The sequence below is a fragment of the Bacteroides rodentium JCM 16496 genome, from assembly GCF_000614125.1.
Classification (GTDB): Bacteria; Bacteroidota; Bacteroidia; order Bacteroidales; family Bacteroidaceae; genus Bacteroides; species Bacteroides rodentium.
Genome location: NZ_BAKJ01000055.1, coordinates 1 through 18,750, shown reverse-complemented (window position 1 = coordinate 18,750; position 18,750 = coordinate 1). Strand labels below are relative to the sequence as shown.

The window sequence follows — 18,750 nt, the reverse complement described above, 5'->3', positions numbered from 1 at the left end:
AAAATAATAAAAATTATGCAAATCATGAAACATACCCTAATCTTCAGTGCCTTTCTCTTCTCCTTTGCGGAGATAAGTGCACAAACGTCCGGCATTGATGCCGTGCTCCAGCAGATAGAGGCCAACAACAAGGAGTTGCAGGCTAACTCCCACCTCATTTCCTCACAAAAACTGGAGAACAAGACAAACAACAACCTCCCCGACCCTACACTGTCATACGCCCACCTTTGGGACTCCAAGAACAGTGACGAGACAGTCGGCGAAATGGTCATCTCGCAAAGCTTCGACTTCCCCACGCTTTACGCCACCCGAGGGAAGATGAACCGACTCAAGACGAATGCACTGGATGCGCAAGCCACTGCCTTCCGCCAGCAGATATTGCTGCAAGCGAAGGAAGTATGCCTGGACATCATCATGCTGCAACGCCAGCAAGCCCTGCTCGACGAACGGTTGAAGAATGCGGAGGAGCTGTCGGCCATGTACACCCGACGTCTGGAAACGGGAGATGCCAATGTACTGGAAACCAACAAAATTAATCTGGAGTTGCTGAATGTGCGCACGGAAGCCCGCATGAACCGGACGGCACTTAACAACAAACTGAAAGAGCTGCTTGCCCTCAACGGAAACCAGCCGCTCACACCGGGACGTCCCATGCCCGACATCGTGCCCGGTGCCCGTGCACTTGGATTGACAGAGTACCCGGCAGTGCCGTTGCCGACCGACTTCCGCCCGCTGGCCGACGAACTGCTGGCTTCAGACCCCACCCTGCAATCCTTGCAAGGTGAAAGTTCTGCCGCCCGGAAACAGATTTCGGCAAGCAAGCAAGGCTGGCTGCCCAAGCTGGAACTGGGCTACCGTAGAAATACCGAATCGGGGCACCCGCTGAATGGCGTGGTAGTAGGCTTCTCTTTCCCGCTTTTCGAGAACCGCAATAAGGTCAAGATAGCCAAGACACAAGCGCTCAACATAGACTATCAAAAGGAGAACGCCGCACTGCAAGCCAGCTCTGCCTTGTGGCAACTCTATGAAGAGGCCAAGAACCTGCACGCTTCCATGGAGGAATACGAACGTACCTTCCATCAGCAGCAAGACCTTTCTTTACTGAAGCAAGCACTTATAGGAGGACAAATCAGTATGATTGAATACTTCGTTGAAATATCGGTTGTCTATCAAAGCAAGACAAACCTCCTGCAACTGGAAAACCAGTATCAGAAGGCAATGGCGCGGATATACAAGAGCCGACTGTAAAAGATTCCTTTCAGGCACGGATTACACGGAATTACCTTTATCATTTCCGTGGAAATCCGTGTAATTCCATACATCAATACGTCATCCCTACTATCCATAACGGTAGTTTTTTACCCGTGGCATACTCTATGTCGTCAGCAAGGACAAAGGAATCCGGCAAATCGGCAATCTGCTTAAACGTTTTGTCCGCACCGCCAATCTCAAAAGTATATTTATGGTCAACGACAAAGTCACCTTGTGTTCGCCCGTATTCCACTTCATGATTTACCGCAAGCTGGTTCACGGCAAAGGTTTCCCTTGCCGTACCAATCTGCACGGACGTAGAGGCAATGGCATAAAGCAAATTGGGATTCTGAAGATAAATTTTATCCGGCTTCTGCATTTTCTTGACGGATGCAAGGTCAGAATACAAAAGCTTAAGCAATTCTGCACGATTCAAGTTCTGAAGATAAGTAATCACCGAATTGCGGGTAAGCCCTATAATTCCTGCCAACTTCGTAATGTCAACCTCATAAGGCACAGAAGAAGCAAGAATGCCCAATAGCGCTTTCAGTTTTCTAATATAAGCCGGATCCACTCCGCACAACAAAGGCATCTCCTGCTCTAAGATAAGATTGACCACATTTTCAATATTCATGTAATAATCTTCACGGTTGCCGGTAAAGAACGGATAGTAGCCGTCTTGCAAGTACTCTTTGAACATCTGCACAGGCCTGCACCGCTCGTTCACCTCCCGACAAATATCACTTGCACCCTGCAACACCTCCTGCAAAGAGATAACCGGAAACTGAATATTCTTATAAAACATCAAAAACTCACGAAACGACAAGCCGAACATATTATATGGTAAACATCTCCTTGACAAATCAGCATCCGCATTCAATATATTGAGCAACGACGAGCCACTGAATACAACCCGCAAAGACGGATACAAGTCATAGACCTCTTTCAGTTCCTTACTCCATGCAGGGTATTTATGCACTTCATCCAGAAATAAATGTTTTCCCCCTTGGAGATAGAATTTTTCGGCCAAATCCAATAAAGTATGATTACTGAAGTAAATACTATCGAGCGCACAATAGAGAACTTCACGCTTCCCGGTGTATAGTTCAACTTGATGTATTGCAACATCAAAGTTGTTTTTCCTACGCCACGTGACCCTCTGATAGCAATCAAACGATTGTCCCAATGAATTTTAGTCATCAACTCCCTGACTATACCGATGCTTGTTTGCGCCAGAAGTCTTTCTTGTTTCAAAAACAGACTATCCATACTTGATTTTATTAATTATACAGCAAATATAGACATATTCGTTCAGAGCAGAAAGCAAATCAGAGGATATTTTGCTCAGAGCAGAAAGCAAATTAGAGCACATTTTATTCAGAGTAGAAAGCAAATCTACAGCCAACCCTTCAGGGGAGGGTGTCAAAACCCTCCTTTCCATTTCAATATATTGCAGTTATAGTTTTGTGACTTTACCCATAAACAGAATAACTCCCGTACTCTTCTCCTTTATCAGGAAGATGAAAGGACGGTCCACATAGAACGGAATTACCGTACTTGTTCCGGTAGCGGCCAGGTCCATTCCTCCGACAGTTACAGCCGCAGCTTCCGTCCCCTCTTCATTCACTTTCACATAGGTAAACTGTTGCAGCAAACTGATAAACAAATCCTCATCCGCCATTCCGGAAAAATCGGCCGATGGAGTAAAAGCCTCCTGCATTCCCATTGCCATCATATCGTCAATGAGTTCTTTATCATATTCCATTTCAAACCGGGGTAACTTAAGGTTTAAGGCAGAGCTTGATAAACTACTGTTCCATTCCCCCCAGCGCTCGTCATTCAGCTGCGGCAGGCACTCATCCAACGATTTTCCCTCTGCCGGCAAGAGCACCACCATACTGAAAGCCTCATTGCCGTAAGGCAACTCTGCCATTGAGAAATACTCATTCTCGGCATAGTTGAATCTCTCGTCACGAAGATTCATCATGTGTACAGTCGATTTGCTTCCGTCATCATTCGTAAAAGCCTCTTCTGCCGTATCCGATTTTTTGAATTGATTCTTCCAAATCCCCTTGAAATAAAGCGCATTCAACAGATAAAGACGCGCTGTCTCCGGAATCTCATTCAAGACTTTGGGGATGCAATTATTCGTTTTTCCGGCACACCAGCCGTTTATAATGTCCGGAGCCTTAGGAGAGGCAAAATCCAGCTCCTGCACTTGCGCGTCATACATCTTTTTGTTCACGCTTACAAAGTCGTCATGAACACCGAACCCTTTCTTTATCCAGATGGAATTGGCAATTCCCAACTGTGTGGTGTTGTCCAAATCGAGCAACGCCTCCACCAGCTTCTTATTATAGTTGTTCATTTCTTCCAATGAATAGCCCGAAAAGCCCAGAGCATCTGTCATCTCAGATAGTGTGTTTCCCGACGCTCCATTGGCAATCATAGACAGACAGAGCGAAGCGCTCAAAGGAGAGATGAACAGATTGGGCTTTTCCACCTCAGTTTTACAAACCTGATTAAAGAAACGGAAAGCGAAATCCGTTCCTAAATCCGTCATCTCCTGCTCGGCACGGGTCAAGGCAATGTCTTTGCGGGGCTTGGGTTGTGGTGAAGAATTGTCGTCACTCTGGCAGGCTGCAAGGATACAAAGTAGGCTTAACGCAGCAATCGTTTTTTTAAGCATAAGCAAATAGTATTAGTTTTAAAACAGTTATCTATATATAGAAAATGCTTGAACAAACAAAATACTGCATTGAAGAAACAATAAAAAAATGACACACTCCTACTCAATTATTCCTCTACCAACATCAACCCCACCCCTCTGACTGTCTTTATGGACACCGTAGAATCATCTTCCAAGTATTTGCGCAGTTTCACCAGATAGGTATCAAGGCTACGCGAGATAAAGTGGTCGTTTTCATCCTGGGTCTCCCAATTGTAGCTGACAATGGCACCCCGTTTCACCACTTGATTCTTGTTCTGTGCAAGAAGTCTGAGAATTCCGGCTTCGCGCCGACTTAACACTGTTTTCTCACCGCTTTTGTCATTCCTAAGGGTGGCGTGTGCGGCATCCAGTGTGTATTGCCCGAAGCGGTAGCAATCTGTTTCATTGTGCGAGGGCTGTCCTTTTCTCAATTTAAGCAAAGCATGTATATGTGCATCCAGTTCTTCGGCCACAAAAGGCTTCTTCACGTAGTTGTCGGCTCCTAACTTATATCCACTGGTCACATCTTTGGGCGAGCCCAGGGCAGAAGCCAGCAGGATAGGCGTATCGCCATCCACCTCACGGATGCGCTCCACCATCTGAAAACCATTCATCACCGGCATCTCCACATCCGAGATGATAATATCCGGATGATGTTCCTGATATGCCTTCAAGCCTTCTTGCCCATTAACAGCCGTAATAACCTCATAGCCTCCAATCAGTCCTTCCAGACTGTTCTTCACTACATAGGTCAACATGGAATCATCTTCCACCAGAAGCAACCTAATTTTGTTTTCCATATATCATTCTTTGTTTTCAGTATACTCTTCCTCCGGTGCCGGCATATACAATGTAAATTCACTGAATTTCCCGACCACGCTGCTTGCCGTCACTGTCCCTCCATGTGCCTCCATCACCTGATACACATAGTTCAGTCCCAATCCGAACCCTGCTACCTTGCCCAAACGGGAGCTTTTGATGGCAGAACCACGCTCAAACTTATCAAATATCTTACGTTTGTCCTCTTCGGAAAAACCGATGCCATTGTCGCGCACCTTGATGCAGGAATAACCTCCGCTGCACTCCGAAGTAATTTCTATCTCTACTTCCCCCTCGTCTTTAGAATATTTGACGGCATTGTCTACCAGGTTATAAACAGCCTCTTCCAGATATTCCTTGTCAGCATTCACTTCTTTGGCTTCCAGGTTTACAGTGAAATGCAACGTCTTCACAGATTTAGTCTTGAAAGTTTCCATTATTCTTTCAAGCATTGGCGCCAGCTGCACTTTCTCCTTTACCATCGCCAACTTATGGTCTTCCAGCTTCGAAATGGTCAGCAGCTTATTTATCAACTTCAGCAAATGCACGGTTTCCGACTTCACAACTCCCAAGAAGTTCTTTTTCAATTCCGGCATACTTTCTATCTTCTCGCCATTCAGCGCATCAGAGCACATCATGATAGAGCTGAGCGGCGTCTTCATGTCATGAATCATGGCGTATGAGAAGTCTTCACGAAGCTTGGCCACTTTCTTCTGATAAATGATTACTTTAATCTGATAGATAATGCAACCGATTACTAAAACCAGCATGATAAAGGAGGCTATCATCAACAAGCCTATACGTTCAAAAAAGACTTTATAAGGATTGACAAGAACAAGCTCCACACCTTCCGATAGGTCAACTCTCACCGGTACAGCCTTCGTTCGAAGCGTATCCCGAGAAAAATCCAGCATCTTGCTCTGCCTCAACAATTCCCGACTTCGCAACTTAACTTCACATACCGTGAAATCATCTTCAATGCCATACCCTTTTAAGAGAACAGAAGCTATGGAATCAACTGTACCCATATTCATCGGATAGCCCAAATTAGTAATTCCTTCATAAAAAAAGGTGTTTTCCGGAACTGTATCATTCTTGGAAGAACCATTAATGCTTGTCCCTTTAGGCGTTGTTGCAAAACGAATGGACGCTTCTTTCCTCACCGCCTCGGCAATCGCCTCACTGCTTTCTTTACGCACATTTTCCTTTATTAATGTATAGGTATTATAAAGCCAAACTCCCTGAATTGCTATTGCAGCCACCAGCCCCAATGAAGTGAAGAAAGGCAAACAAACCTTTTTCCTGCTTTGCCACATCTTCACAAATGCAACGAAATGCCTCTTTATATATAAGGTGCACCACAGTTTTATATCATTCGTCTTCTTCATCACAATAATTTGGCTGTAAAAATACACATTTATTTCCAATAGTCTTAACGTAAAACTAACATTTTTCTAACATTATAATAAAATATTACACTATAACTTTGCAACATAAAAGGAAAGCAAATGTATAACTTATAAATTAAAACATCATGAAAGATTTAATCGTAGAACTGAATCAAAAAGAAAAAGAAGAAATTTTCGGTGGAGAAGAGAAGAAAAGAAGTAATAACGATAAACCAGAAGATATAAAATGGACAAACACCATATCTCTTGGCATCTCTTTTGACTTCGATTACCAGGAAGGCTAAAAATCATTAGCGAAATAAAGCAAGGTCGCCAACTTTAACGTAAAACTAACATTACTCTAACAAAAGATACAAAGTGAAGCACTTAACTTTGCAACATCAAATTAAAACAAATACAACAACAGTAAAAAAACAAAGAACAATGAAAGACATCAAATTCACAAAAGCCCGCAGATGCAGTAGGCCCAATCTGTGGAAACCACCCCGATAGGGAGAAATAAAGGAGATTCTTGAAAAAGTCTGTGCTTGACAGAAAGTTAAAACAACACAAACACAGCAACAACACAAACACACTCTCTTAAAGACCGGAAAAGAGATTTCAAGACAGACTTTTTCAAGGAAACCTCCAAACAAAGTTTACAACAATAAAACATATTTATTAATTTCTAAAATCAACTATTTATGAAAACAAGCTTATTATTCGCAGCAATTGTAGCAGTATCAATCACTTCATGTCAATCGACAGGTGAGCCCACAACAAACCAATCATCACCTCAAGAAAATGCGGTTTATTCCTCCATTTACACCTCTGAGAAAATTGAAACGGCAATGAGAGAAATAGACTTTCAGAGTGCAAAAGCCCAAAGACAACTTTCACTGACTGAAATCAGCCTTATTCATAAAGAGATATTCAAATCTCCTGAAAAATCTCCCATGACAGACGTTGATTTCTCCACTTTACAATTAACAGCAGAACAGAATGATTTCTTGAGTAAACTCTCTGCATATACCTCCATTAGAAGCTCTTACAAGGATTTTAATTCCTTTTTAGAAGCGGTAAAAAAATCATTTGAAGAAGAACATGAGAAAGAAGTTGCAACAAAGATTTTCATTTTCCTTGAGAATAACCACAATTTATTTAAAGACATCAATCTTGCCACAAATACAATCTCAACAAGAGCCAATATTTCAGCATGTGATGTCGCAGCAAGCCTCTCGAGTGTCATCATAGCTGACTTAGCCACTATGACTGGAGTAGGAGCTGCTGTCGGTGGAGCCATAGGAGTGGGGGCAGCATGGGGAGCAGCCTTAGTAGGCTGTGTAGGCGGACTGGCATATACAGCCGCATTTTGTTAAACCTATTATAAATGATGATGATTATGAATAAAATACTTTTTAGCGGTGCCATTAGTCTGATTTTGATTATTGCAGCATTCTTTATACCTATTGAATGGATACAGAAACCGATTTTCTTATTAGGAATAATATCCATGTATACTCTACTTAGAAAAAGATATACTGTTATGGATTATCTTCATCATCCTATACCCGCATTAGTAACCATCATCATTATTTTTCTTTTGTCCCTCATTCTACTGTCAGAATATAGCGTCGCAATAAAGGTTGCAGGAGGAATTGTTTTGATGGCTTTATTGTACAATCGGTTTGTACATACAAAAAGACTCAACAAATAAACATATCACTAATGTAAATAAACAATTTCGGACATGAACCATTTATTACAGCCAGGAGATTTTCATATCTTCCCTTTCGACAACAAGAAATATGTGTTCCTATCGGGCAGTCAGCAGATTCTGGAAATAAGCAATCCTACGATAGATGCCTATTTCGATAAATGTACAGGAAGAAAAAATGGGAGGGCTTTGGAAAATACGACCATCGACAAGGTGACAGAAACCCTTAAAAGCTTGTGTACAGTACCTGCTGCCTGCTGCGGGAAGCAAAAACAAGACATGCTGACACTGAACGTAACACATGGCTGCAACATGTCCTGCAAATATTGTTTTGCTTCGACCCTGCAAGACAGAAAAAGCGTGATGCCCCTTTCGGTAGCCAGAAACGCAATAGCCAACATGCTTGAAGGTAATCCCGACAGCGAGCGATACACCATTTACTTCTTCGGCGGCGAGCCGCTATTACACAAACAGTTTGTCAGAGACGTAGTGGAAATAGCCAAAGAAGAAATCATATTCCGGCGGAACAGAAACGTATGCTTCCTGCTGAACACCAATGGCACATTGATAGATGATGACATGAGGAACTTCTTTGTACAAGAAAAGTTTACCGTCACAGTCAGCATTGACGGGCCGCAAAAGGTGAATGATGCAAACCGGGTATTTCTTAACGGTCGCGGCAGTTTCAGACGAATCGCCGAAAATATAGAAAAGCTCAAAAAAGGTGGTGTAGACTTCAATCTAAGGGCTACCATCAGCCCAAAGAATACAAAGTTGCTCGAGACGTTTCGCTTTTTCGAGAGCATGGAAGTCCCTTACTCTTATGCCTTTACAATTGATTCCGATGTAAAAGACCGGAGCACGACCCACTTTGATGTCAACGGCATTAAGGCAATAGACAAACAACTGGGCGAAGTCATGAACTTTTTTACCCGGAAGCTAATGAACGGAGAAACCATCTATTGCAATGACTTTCAAAGAAATATCAACCGCCTAAGAACCAAGAGCGTAAGATACCAGGGATGTGCAGCGGGCAGAAGCAGCCTTATTGTAGACGAAGCAGGTCGGTATTATCCATGCCAGAACATGCTTTCCCATCAAGACATGTCCGTAAGGAGTGTATCTGAAGGTATTGATAACAGCAGATTACAGCTTTTTCGTTCAAAAGAAGTATCACAACTTGCAAGTTGCCAACAATGCTGGGCTAAATACCTATGTGGAGGCAGTTGCGAAGCAGAGCGACGGCTTCTGGGTCAGGAAAGTAAAGACTGGAAACAAAAATGCGAAATGATTCGGTTGGAATGGAAACATTTGATTCACTCCTATATCAAGCTAAACGATTTTATTAACAATATGTCTAACAAACACAAAATTATCTATTATGAAAAATTTAAAAGAACTGGGGCTCAACCCCATTGACGAGAAACAAGCAAAGAGTATTAACGGTGGGTCTGTTGGAATACCTCCAATAATTATAAGACCGGAGGACTTGATAGTATGTTGCCACAACATACCACCAATGAACATGCCAGGAGACATATGGAGAGACCTGATGTAATGTCTCCTTATTTGAAAAAAGAGTCAATCGAGCTATGAGAGCACTCACTTTGGAAGAATGTATCAACACGTATGGCGGCTGTTGCATCTATACCGGTTTCAGCAGCGTATTTGCAACACCACTTACTATCAGAGATTCACTATTCAAACATTAACTTAAAAAAGAAAAACAATGGAAAAGAACATCGAACACAAAGTACAGCCTTTAACAAAAAAGGAGCAGAGACTTGTATCGGGAGGATATGCTCCCACCGATTCTCCAATTAAGCCCATTGATGACAACAATGGTATGCCCAATTTTGAAATACCGGGCAAAGAAAATTTCAAATTCTATTAATCGCAATAGCAACGTTCTATTAACCCTTTTATTAATAATTAAAACATTTTGAGTTATGAAAAATTTAAAAGACAATGCAATGATGCAGGAAATGAGTTTACAGGACATGAAGGATGTAAACGGTGGAATTGTACCACTATTAGCAACTTTTCTATGGGGATTCGCAGAAGGTTCAGCCATTGGTATAGCCCTTGTACCAACTTTGTGGGAACTTAGAAATAATAGTCAAAAATAGATATTATTCAATCATGGAAGAAAGTATATTAAAGAAGACTTTTATCTACTGCTTTATCATAGGAAGTCTTATCGGATTACTTATTCTAACAAATATTTTTTAATAAATATGGAAACAGCAAATAAAAATTATGTACCGCTTAAAGCAGACGAATTAGAAGACATTTATGGTGGAATTCCTTGGGGGGTTATTGGGAAATATGCCTTACGCGCCGCCGTAGGAGCCGCTGGAGTCGGCACCGGGGTCGGCACTGTACTTGCTGTAGGATACGCTGCTTATGAAATTTGTGATGCTCTTGACGTATTTTAATATTCGTTCCACTGTATTATCCCGCCAGGATATTTCCTGACGGGATAATTTACCTTATTAAAACAAAGGCTTAACATCAAGAAACACAACTTTCATCTATATTTTAACCTACGACTAACATTTCCCTAACATATCTTCTTCCTTTATCGGCCTACCTTTGCTCCATTAACAAGAACAAAAGTATTAACCTTTAAAGCAAGAAGATATGTCACTTTTACCGAACGAATGGATAGAAAACAGCATTGAAGTCTACAACTACCGGCACACCACCAAATCACAAGCCATCTATTGGGTAGTATTGGCAGCCGTTACCGCCGCCTCATCTCCCTCCCCTTTATCTATGTAGACATCTCCGTACAAGGCAGCGGAGTGATACGCCCGGTAGCGGAAAAAACAGAAATCAAGGCAGCCATCACCGAGCTGGTAGACTCCGTATATGTCCGCGAAGGGCAGCAAGTAAATAAAGGGGATATTCTGCTGCGATTCCGCACCAGCAATCCCGATTACACGATTACTTATCAGACCAACCGCCTGAACGACTACGAAGCGCATCTGTCAGACCTCGCTTACTTATCGCGTGGAGAAACACCTGCAAATTTCCGTTCTCCGGTGCGCCAACAAGAATACACTTACTTCACCAAACGGAAAAACGAACTGGAAACATCCCTCACTAAAGCCAAGAAGGAATACGAACGTGAAAAGATTCTGTTCAACAAAAAACTGATTTCAGAAGAAGAATATGACAGTTACTTTTTCCAGTATCAAAGCCAGCAGAATGAACTTGCTTCGCTTATACAAAGCCAAATCAGCACCTGGCAGGCAGACCTGAACAGTTATCGCAACCAGCGCAACGAAATGAGCACCACGCTGAAGCAGGAACAGAAAAACAAGGACACGTACATTGTACGCAGCCCGGTGGCAGGTACCATAGACCAGTTCTCGGGCATCTACAAAGGTAGCAGCATTCAAGCCGGGCAATTGCTTGCAGTAATCAGTCCCGACTCCACACTATGCACAGAAGTCTACGTAGCTCCTCGAAACATAGGATTCATGAGTATAGGTATGCCGGTGCATGTGCAAGTGGAATCTTTCAATTATAACGAATGGGGGACTCTGCCCGGAAGGATAAAAGAAATATCATCGGACTTCCTGACCGATGCCCAAGGCAACTCCTTCTACAAAGTGAAATGTGAAATGGAGCGCGATTACCTGAAACGGAAGAACGGACGGATAGGCCGGTTGAAGAAGGGAATGACAGTCAGCGCCCACTTCATGGTGACACGCCGTTCGCTCTTCGACCTGCTATACCAGAAGATGGACGACTGGGCAAATCCGCGACAATATGAAAGTGAAAGAATGATAGCAAAAAATAATTAAACAATGAACTATGAGATTTAGAAAAGGAATCAAAATCAAACAACACGACATTACTGACTGCGGAGCAGCCTGCCTTGCTTCAGTATGCGCCTACTACGGGCTGCAATTTCCCGTGGCACGCATCCGTCAATACGCCTTCACCGACCAAAAAGGAACCAATGTGCTGGGAATGATAGAAGCAGCCGCCAAGCTGGGGCTGTCTGCCAAGGGTGTGCGCGCCGAGTTCGATGCATTGAAGGTGGTGCCCAAGCCCGCCATTGCCCATGTCGTAGTGAAAAGGGAGCTGCAACACTTCATCGTAATCTACAAAGTGACGGACACACAGATTGTCTACATGGACCCCGGTGACGGGCAGATGCACAAAACGTGCCTTGAAGACTTTCTGATAGAGTGGACGGGAGTACTCATCCTGATGGAACCGGAAGAGACCTTTAAAACCGGAAACGAGAAGACCGGCATGACGAAGAAATTCCTCTCGCTGATGGCACCGCATAAAAGCGTAATGCTACAAGCCGTCTTCGGGGCACTTATCTACAGCATCCTGGGACTGTCCACTTCCATCTATGTAGGGAAGATTACCGACCATGTGCTGGTAGACAGAAACCTGAACCTGCTCAACCTGATGGGGGTCATCATGCTCGTCCTGCTGCTGCTGCGCACCTTCATAGGTGCCATGAAAAGCATTCTTGCCTTGAAAACCGGGCAAAGGATTGACGCGTCGCTGATACTGGGCTATTACAAGCATCTGCTGACACTGCCCCAACAATTCTTCGATACCATGCGGGTAGGAGAAATAATCTCGCGTGTGAACGATGCCGTAAAAATCCGTAACTTCATCAACAACGTATCGCTCGACCTGCTGGTCAACATGATGATACTGCTGTTTTCCGTATGCCTCATGTTTGTCTATTCATGGAAACTGGCACTGATAACCTTGCTGTCCGCTCCTCTATTTCTGGTGATATTCTACAGCTTCAACAAGCTGAACCGCAAATACCAGCGCCACATCATGGAGAGCAGCGCCGACCTGGAAGCCCAACTGGTAGAATCCCTCAACTCCATCTCTACCATCAAGCGCTTCGGCATTGAGGAATATGCCAACCTGAAAACGGAAACGCGCTTCGTACATCTGCTGAAAAACACTTTCCGCAGTACCTATGGTTCCATCATGGCGCAAGGAGGCATACAATTCGTATCTACCGGAATTACAATTGCCATCCTATGGCTGGGCAGCATATTGGTTATCGACCAAGAGCTTACACCGGGCACACTGATGGTATTCTACTCGCTGGTAGGATATGTCATATCGCCCATCGGTTCCCTGATTTCTTCCAACCAGACCATACAAGATGCACTGATTGCCGCCGACCGCCTTTTTCAAATCATGGACCTGGAACGCGAACAAGACAATGAACAGAAAATAGAACTGACTGAAGAGATGGTAGGAGACATCAGCTTCGAAGATGTCTGTTTCAGGTATGGCTCGCGCAAAGAAATCTTCTCTGCACTGAACCTGACGATAGAGAAGGGAAAGATGACTGCCATCGTGGGTGAAAGCGGTTCCGGAAAAACCACACTGATGTCACTGCTGCAACATATCTACCCCATTCAAGGAGGACATATCCGTATCGGCAAACATGACATCGCCGAAATAGACAACCGAAGCCTGCGCCAACGCATCGGCACCGTGCCCCAACACATAGAGCTTTTCTCCGGCACCATCGCCGAAAACATAGCCGTGGGCGAACTGCATCCCAAGATGATACGGATAAAGGCTTTGATGGAAATGCTCGGTCTGGAGGAATTCATCGAACGCCAACCCAAAGGATACAAAACCCAAATAGGCGAGCACGGCGTGAACCTCTCGGGCGGCGAACGGCAACGGATTGCCATAGCACGCGCCTTGTATAAGAATCCGGAGATTATTATTCTGGACGAAGCCACTTCTTCGCTGGACAACATTGCCGAAAATCAGGTGAAAATTGTGATGCAGGTGATGAAGGAGGCAGGCAAGACAGTTATCGTCATTGCCCATAGACTAAGTACCGTGAAGCATGCCGACCGGATTATTGTGCTGCACAATGGTGAAGTGAAAGAGGAAGGGACACACGAAGAACTTTCGCAGAAAGACGGTTTATACTGCAAACTTTGGAAAGAACAGTTCGAAGTACTTAAATGACAAGAACCCCAAAAGCTCCCGGACTGCAAATCCGGGAGGACGAAGTTCCTTGCCTGCAGTAGCCGGAAAGTATTTTTCTGCCTACGGAAAGTGGGCCTCGTCCCTACGAAAACATGGAATAGAGGTTTCATTTCTACAAACAAAGGCTTTGTTCTTAGGAATAGAGCTTTTATTCTTAGGAACAAAGGCTTTATTCTAAGTTTCCTCAGGCACGAAAGGAACTTTGCACCACATGGAAAGGGAGTTTCTATAGAACCGCAGCCAGTTCCAGTACCTCTTCCGGCAAATGCCCGCTGCGTATGCGCCATTCCTGGGGATAGAGGTTGTTGGCACGGTTGCCTATGTTCTTGACAAATCCCAAAGGAATCTGCCTGTAGGTGAGCAAGACAATGCCGCGCGGAGCAGTCTCCGAAAGGACAACAGCCTCCTTGCGCAGATAGTTGATGGCTTGCTCGCGGTCTATCTCTTCGCGGGCAAAAGCACCCGGTTGCAATGCTATACTCATGGCGAGCCCATGAGCAGGCATCCAGTCTTTTCCTTTCAACTCGGCAACATCTACCCCAGCCTGCACGATACGGAGTGACGAACGCAAAGCCGACAGTTCGGAGAGATACGCTTTTGGGAAAGCACTGACATTATTGCCATTGGCGATAAGCTCATAATTGTCCGGAGCCGCAAGCCACTCACGCAGTGCCGAAAGCTGTTCTTTGGAAATCCCTGGAGTTTTCGCTCCATTCCCCTGGGTTTTTCTCCCCTTTTCCCTAGGGTTTTCATTTCTTTTCCCAGGGGTTTCAAATGCTTTTCCGCGGAGTTTTGCCTGCTCGGCCCAGGTATTCCCGTCGCTCACGCCCGGTTTGCGGAGAACTGCCAAAAAGAATCCTTCCCCCTTCGTCCGATGGGGCAGGAAATGATAGGCGGGAAAGTCCTCTCCCGACAATAGATTACCCGTAATATTCCAGTCAGTAGAGAGTTCCAACGGCAATACTTCCGCCCCGAGTTCATCCCGTATCCAATGGATGTTCTCCTCGTTTTCCTTGGTGTTATAGGTACAAGTACTGTAGATGAGAATGCCTCCGGGCTTCAAGCAAGGCCAGATATCCGTAACGATGCGACGCTGGCGCTGCCAGCAGATTTCCACATTCTCCCCGCTCCACTCACTCACCGCAACGGGGTCTTTACGGAACATCCCCTCACCGGAACAAGGGACATCCGTCAATATAACATCGAAGAAGTCCGTCAAGGAAGAAAAATCCGCCGGGTCATTATTAGTGACCACCACACCGGGATGACCCCACTTCGTCAAGTTCTCCGCCAATACCTGCGAGCGGTTGCGGATTACCTCGTTGGCCACCAGCAGACTGCCTGCGGGCAACACGCTGCGAGCATGCGTGGACTTCCCGCCGGGAGCTGCACAGAGGTCGAGCATCACCACCGGCCCTTCGCCCACATACCGCCTCAAAGCCTGCTCCACAAACATGGACGAAGCCTCCTGCACATAGTAGCAGCCTGCATGAAACAGCGGGTCGAAGGTGAATGTCAGCCGCTTGTCCAGATAGTATCCGGCAGCAGACCAAGGGACATGCCCGAAAGAGGAACGGAAAAGGCTGAATGAAGATTCCGGCAATTTATCTCCATTCAGTCGGATACTGACCGGCTGCTCCCCTTCCAGGGCGGCAGCCAGCTTTTCATATTCTTCCACACCCAAGAGGGCGCGTGTATAATCGGTGAAAGATGAGGGTAACTCCATGCTCTGAACTGTTTTTACGAGGGCAAAGATAGTGCAAACCGAATGCAGAATAAAATGAACTCGTTCATTTTTTATGCTGAGGTGCAGCCTATTTTCGCTTTCTAGCAAAGATAAAAGACAATAAGGCATTTTCATTAAAAATATCGCCTTATTTCCGGTTTTCTGAAAAAAATATCTTCTCTTTGCAACCTTATAAGGGTGACGATACGTCTAACCAACAAAGAAACAAATTAAAAAACCATAGATTATGAAACGTATCATTTTTGGATTAATGCTTGCCATGATGTTCTGCACACTGGTGCAAGGCGCAAACAGAACCGTGACAGAGAACGACGGTCAAGGGAACAAGAAAAGAGTCATCGAATTGAGGGACACTGTCATCAATGGAGAAACCGTAACAGACACACTCAGTGTCATGACTTATGAAAGCGGTGCCGGTAGTAGCGATGCTCCGGAAAAATGGAGAACCCACCACAGCAGCGGTATGAACTGGAACGGGTTCGACCTCGGGAGCAAGACCTCGGAAACCGTGATTGCCGTAACAGCCATCGTCTTTGTATTCGGACTGCCGCTACTCATCATATTCGTAGTATTCTTCTTCCGCTATAAAAACCGGAAAGCCAAGTACCGCCTGGCAGAACAAGCTCTGGCCAGCGGACAGCAACTGCCTGAAAACTTCTTCAAAGAAGCCGCGGCAACGGATATCCGCAGCAAAGGCATCAACAACATATTCGTCGGCATCGGCCTGTTCATCTTCCTTTGGGCCATTACCGGAGAATTCGGCCTCGGATGTATCGGACTGTTGATTATGTTCACCGGATTCGGACAACTGGTCATCTACTACACTCAGCAGAGCAAAGACGGCACCCCTTTTATCCATACAGAGAACGACAAAAATAACGGAAAAAGAGATGTGAAGGTGGGAGGCATCGAAATCAGCCGCCAAGAAAAGAACAACGAAGAAAAATGAGTCAGATGGGTGACATATCGTTAGTCGCACAGGTCGTGGTGTTTCACAACACCAGGGCCTTCGACCAGTTGGTAAAGAAGTACCAGTCGCCCGTGCGGCGGTTCTTCCTGCACCAGACCTGCGGCGACAGCGAGTTGAGCGACGACCTGGCACAAGATACGTTTATCAAAGCCTATACAAACATCGCTTCGTTCAAGAATCTGTCCAGCTTCTCAACCTGGCTCTACCGTATTGCCTATAATGTTTTTTATGATTATATTCGCAGCCGGAAGGAAACGGACGATTTGGATACGTACCGGGTGGACGCCCAATGCAGCACACTGCAGCAGGACGTGGGACAGCACATGGACATTTACCGTGCCCTGGCCACACTGAAGGAAATGGAACGCACCTGCATCACGCTCTTCTACATGGAAGACCAAAGCATCGAAAAGATTGCAGGTATCACCGGATGTCCGGCGGGAACGGTAAAAAGCCACCTCTCGCGGGCGAAAGACAAAATGGCTTCCTACTTAAAACAAAATGGTTATGATGGAAAATGATGATAAACTCCTGACTTCATTCTTTGCCGAACACCGGCAGGAAATAGCCGATAACGGGTTCAGCCGCCGCGTACTGCGACATCTGCCCGACCGCAGCCGCCACTTGGCGAAGATATGGACAGCATTCTGCTTTACTCTGGCCCTCGTACTGTTCGTCTCCCTCGACGGAGTGCAGCTGATACTGGACACCTTGCGCGAAACCTTCGATACTGCCATCCGGAGCGGAGCTTCGGAGCTTGACCCCAAGTCGTTAATCATTGCCGGAGTGGTATTGCTCTATTTCGGTTACCGCAAGATTTCATCTATGGCATAGTTGTTTTTCAATGATAAATCGTATCTTTGTCCCCTCATAAAACTAACTAAGAGGAGAAAGTTTTGAGAAAGATTCTATTCATCATATTATTCGTTTTTTCTATTGGGAATGCCGGGGCGCAAGCAACAAGCGATTCCATCGTCATGAATTACTTGAAGGAAATGGGCGCCCCCGTCACTTATAACAATGAAGTGACATTGCTGATGACCGGCCATGACAAGTTCGTCGACCTCTTCGAGAATATCCGCCATGCCCGGCATCATATCCATTTGGAATACTTCAACTTCCGCAACGACTCCATAGCCAATGCCTTGTTCAGCCTTCTGGCAGAGAAGGTCAAGGAGGGGGTTGAAGTCCGCGCCATGTTCGATGCCTTCGGCAACTGGTCCAACAACCAACCATTGAAAGAACGCCATCTGAAATCCATCCGCGCCCAAGGCATCGAAATCGTCAAGTTCGATCCTATCACTTTTCCCTGGGTGAATCATGCCATACACCGCGACCATCGGAAAATAGTAGTGATTGACGGCAAGATAGGTTATACCGGCGGCATGAACATTGCCGACTACTACATCAACGGATTACCTAAAATCGGTAAATGGCACGATATGCACATACATCTTGAAGGAGATGCCGTGCGCTATCTGCAGGGCATCTTCCTGACCATGTGGAACCGGGAGACGGGACAACACGTTGGAGGTCCCGCCTATTTTCCGGACATTCCGCAACTGCCCGACAGCATTGCCGAAGAAATAGCCATCGTGGACCGCACACCACGCGAAACACCACGCTCCATCAGCCATGCCTATGCAGCTTCCATACAAGCCGCACAGAAGAGTATCCGAATCGTGAATCCTTATTTCGTTCCGACCAAATCAATCCGCAAGGCAATCAAGAACGCGCTGAAAAAAGGTACTGAGGTGGAAATCATGATACCTGCCGTGTCAGACATAGCCTTCACACCGGATGCCTCATTCTACATAGCACACAAGCTGATGAAGAAAGGAGCCAAGATATATCTCTTCAACGGCGGCTTCCACCATTCCAAGATAATGATGGTAGACAGCACTTTCTGCACGGTGGGTACTGCCAATCTCAACAGCCGCAGCCTGCGCTATGACTACGAGACAAACGCTTTCATCTTCGACCCCAAGACCACCAATGAGCTGAATGCCATGTTCGAACGGGACGTGCAAAACAGTACACTGCTCACTCCCGAAGTCTGGAAAAAGCGTTCCGGATGGAAGAAATTCGTAGGCTGGGTGGGAAACCTGATGACCCCCTTCCTCTAATTTTTAA

17 protein-coding genes and 2 pseudogenes are annotated in these 18,750 nt (G+C 45.4%); 14 read left to right on the top strand and 5 right to left on the bottom strand.

The features are described 5' to 3' along the window. Window positions 1-24: 24 nt before the first annotated feature. Entirely contained in the window at window positions 25-1,248 is a 1,224-nt protein-coding gene (locus JCM16496_RS18045; protein ID WP_025835984.1) for a TolC family protein, read from the top strand. A gap of 73 nt (window positions 1,249-1,321) precedes the next feature. Here the strand turns inward: JCM16496_RS18045 and JCM16496_RS18040 are convergent. The 4 genes and pseudogenes from JCM16496_RS18040 to JCM16496_RS18025 all read right to left on the bottom strand — a co-directional run bounded on the left by JCM16496_RS18040 (window position 1,322) and on the right by JCM16496_RS18025 (window position 6,168). Continuing rightward, window positions 1,322-2,520: pseudogene (locus JCM16496_RS18040) on the bottom strand (ATP-binding protein). Between the two features lie 187 nt (window positions 2,521-2,707). Then, window positions 2,708-3,940 (bottom strand): serpin family protein, encoded by a 1,233-nt coding sequence (locus JCM16496_RS18035; protein WP_025835983.1) that lies wholly within the window; start codon window positions 3,938-3,940, stop codon window positions 2,708-2,710. Between the two features lie 107 nt (window positions 3,941-4,047). After that, window positions 4,048-4,761, bottom strand: coding sequence for a response regulator transcription factor (locus JCM16496_RS18030; protein ID WP_128809716.1), 714 nt, complete (start codon window positions 4,759-4,761; stop codon window positions 4,048-4,050). Between the two features lie 3 nt (window positions 4,762-4,764). Beyond that, window positions 4,765-6,168, bottom strand: coding sequence for a sensor histidine kinase (locus JCM16496_RS18025; protein WP_244440480.1), 1,404 nt, complete (start codon window positions 6,166-6,168; stop codon window positions 4,765-4,767). A 146-nt stretch (window positions 6,169-6,314) separates the two neighbouring features. On the opposite strand from JCM16496_RS18025, the gene JCM16496_RS22765 reads away from it, so the two are divergent. The 9 genes and pseudogenes from JCM16496_RS22765 to JCM16496_RS17980 all read left to right on the top strand — a co-directional run bounded on the left by JCM16496_RS22765 (window position 6,315) and on the right by JCM16496_RS17980 (window position 13,879). Next, window positions 6,315-6,473: a hypothetical protein gene (locus JCM16496_RS22765; RefSeq protein WP_159102476.1), complete on the top strand. Its 159-nt coding sequence runs from the start codon at window positions 6,315-6,317 to the stop codon at window positions 6,471-6,473. Window positions 6,474-6,872: 399 nt separating this feature from the next. Then, the gene (locus JCM16496_RS18015) at window positions 6,873-7,547 is read left to right on the top strand and encodes a glycine zipper family protein (RefSeq protein ID WP_128809714.1); all 675 of its coding nucleotides are present in this window, start codon (window positions 6,873-6,875) and stop codon (window positions 7,545-7,547) included. A 23-nt stretch (window positions 7,548-7,570) separates the two neighbouring features. Beyond that, on the top strand, window positions 7,571-7,885 hold the full coding sequence (locus JCM16496_RS18010; protein ID WP_128809713.1) for a hypothetical protein: 315 nt from the start codon (window positions 7,571-7,573) through the stop codon (window positions 7,883-7,885). 33 nt (window positions 7,886-7,918) lie between these two features. Then, complete coding sequence (locus tag JCM16496_RS18005) at window positions 7,919-9,304, top strand: radical SAM/SPASM domain-containing protein (protein WP_025835975.1); 1,386 nt, start codon at window positions 7,919-7,921, stop codon at window positions 9,302-9,304. A 310-nt stretch (window positions 9,305-9,614) separates the two neighbouring features. Next, window positions 9,615-9,779, top strand: a complete 165-nt coding sequence (locus tag JCM16496_RS22760) for a hypothetical protein (RefSeq protein ID WP_159102475.1) — start codon at window positions 9,615-9,617, stop codon at window positions 9,777-9,779. A 55-nt stretch (window positions 9,780-9,834) separates the two neighbouring features. After that, window positions 9,835-10,014, top strand: a complete 180-nt coding sequence (locus tag JCM16496_RS22270) for a class IIb bacteriocin, lactobin A/cerein 7B family (RefSeq protein ID WP_128809712.1) — start codon at window positions 9,835-9,837, stop codon at window positions 10,012-10,014. A 108-nt stretch (window positions 10,015-10,122) separates the two neighbouring features. Beyond that, entirely contained in the window at window positions 10,123-10,323 is a 201-nt protein-coding gene (locus tag JCM16496_RS17990; RefSeq protein WP_025835973.1) for a hypothetical protein, read from the top strand. Between the two features lie 205 nt (window positions 10,324-10,528). Continuing rightward, a pseudogene (locus tag JCM16496_RS17985) lies at window positions 10,529-11,700 on the top strand (HlyD family secretion protein). Window positions 11,701-11,710: 10 nt separating this feature from the next. After that, a complete protein-coding gene (locus tag JCM16496_RS17980; RefSeq protein ID WP_025835971.1) occupies window positions 11,711-13,879 on the top strand; it encodes a peptidase domain-containing ABC transporter in 2,169 nt (722 codons plus the stop codon). A gap of 247 nt (window positions 13,880-14,126) precedes the next feature. Here JCM16496_RS17980 and JCM16496_RS17975 read toward each other — a convergent pair whose 3' ends face one another. Continuing rightward, complete coding sequence (locus JCM16496_RS17975) at window positions 14,127-15,626, bottom strand: methyltransferase RsmF C-terminal domain-like protein (protein ID WP_025835970.1); 1,500 nt, start codon at window positions 15,624-15,626, stop codon at window positions 14,127-14,129. Window positions 15,627-15,873: 247 nt separating this feature from the next. On the opposite strand from JCM16496_RS17975, the gene JCM16496_RS17970 reads away from it, so the two are divergent. The 4 genes from JCM16496_RS17970 (at window position 15,874) to cls (ending at window position 18,743) form a co-directional block, all read left to right on the top strand. Next, window positions 15,874-16,596, top strand: coding sequence for a DUF6249 domain-containing protein (locus tag JCM16496_RS17970; protein ID WP_025835969.1), 723 nt, complete (start codon window positions 15,874-15,876; stop codon window positions 16,594-16,596). Next, entirely contained in the window at window positions 16,593-17,138 is a 546-nt protein-coding gene (locus JCM16496_RS17965) for an RNA polymerase sigma factor (protein WP_009037971.1), read from the top strand. The genes JCM16496_RS17970 and JCM16496_RS17965 overlap by 4 nt, the downstream gene beginning before the upstream one ends. After that, window positions 17,125-17,451 (top strand): DUF5056 domain-containing protein, encoded by a 327-nt coding sequence (locus JCM16496_RS17960; RefSeq protein ID WP_025835966.1) that lies wholly within the window; start codon window positions 17,125-17,127, stop codon window positions 17,449-17,451. The genes JCM16496_RS17965 and JCM16496_RS17960 overlap by 14 nt, the downstream gene beginning before the upstream one ends. A 62-nt stretch (window positions 17,452-17,513) precedes the next feature. After that, window positions 17,514-18,743, top strand: coding sequence for a cardiolipin synthase (gene cls, locus JCM16496_RS17955; RefSeq protein WP_209441632.1), 1,230 nt, complete (start codon window positions 17,514-17,516; stop codon window positions 18,741-18,743). Window positions 18,744-18,750 lie beyond the last annotated feature (7 nt).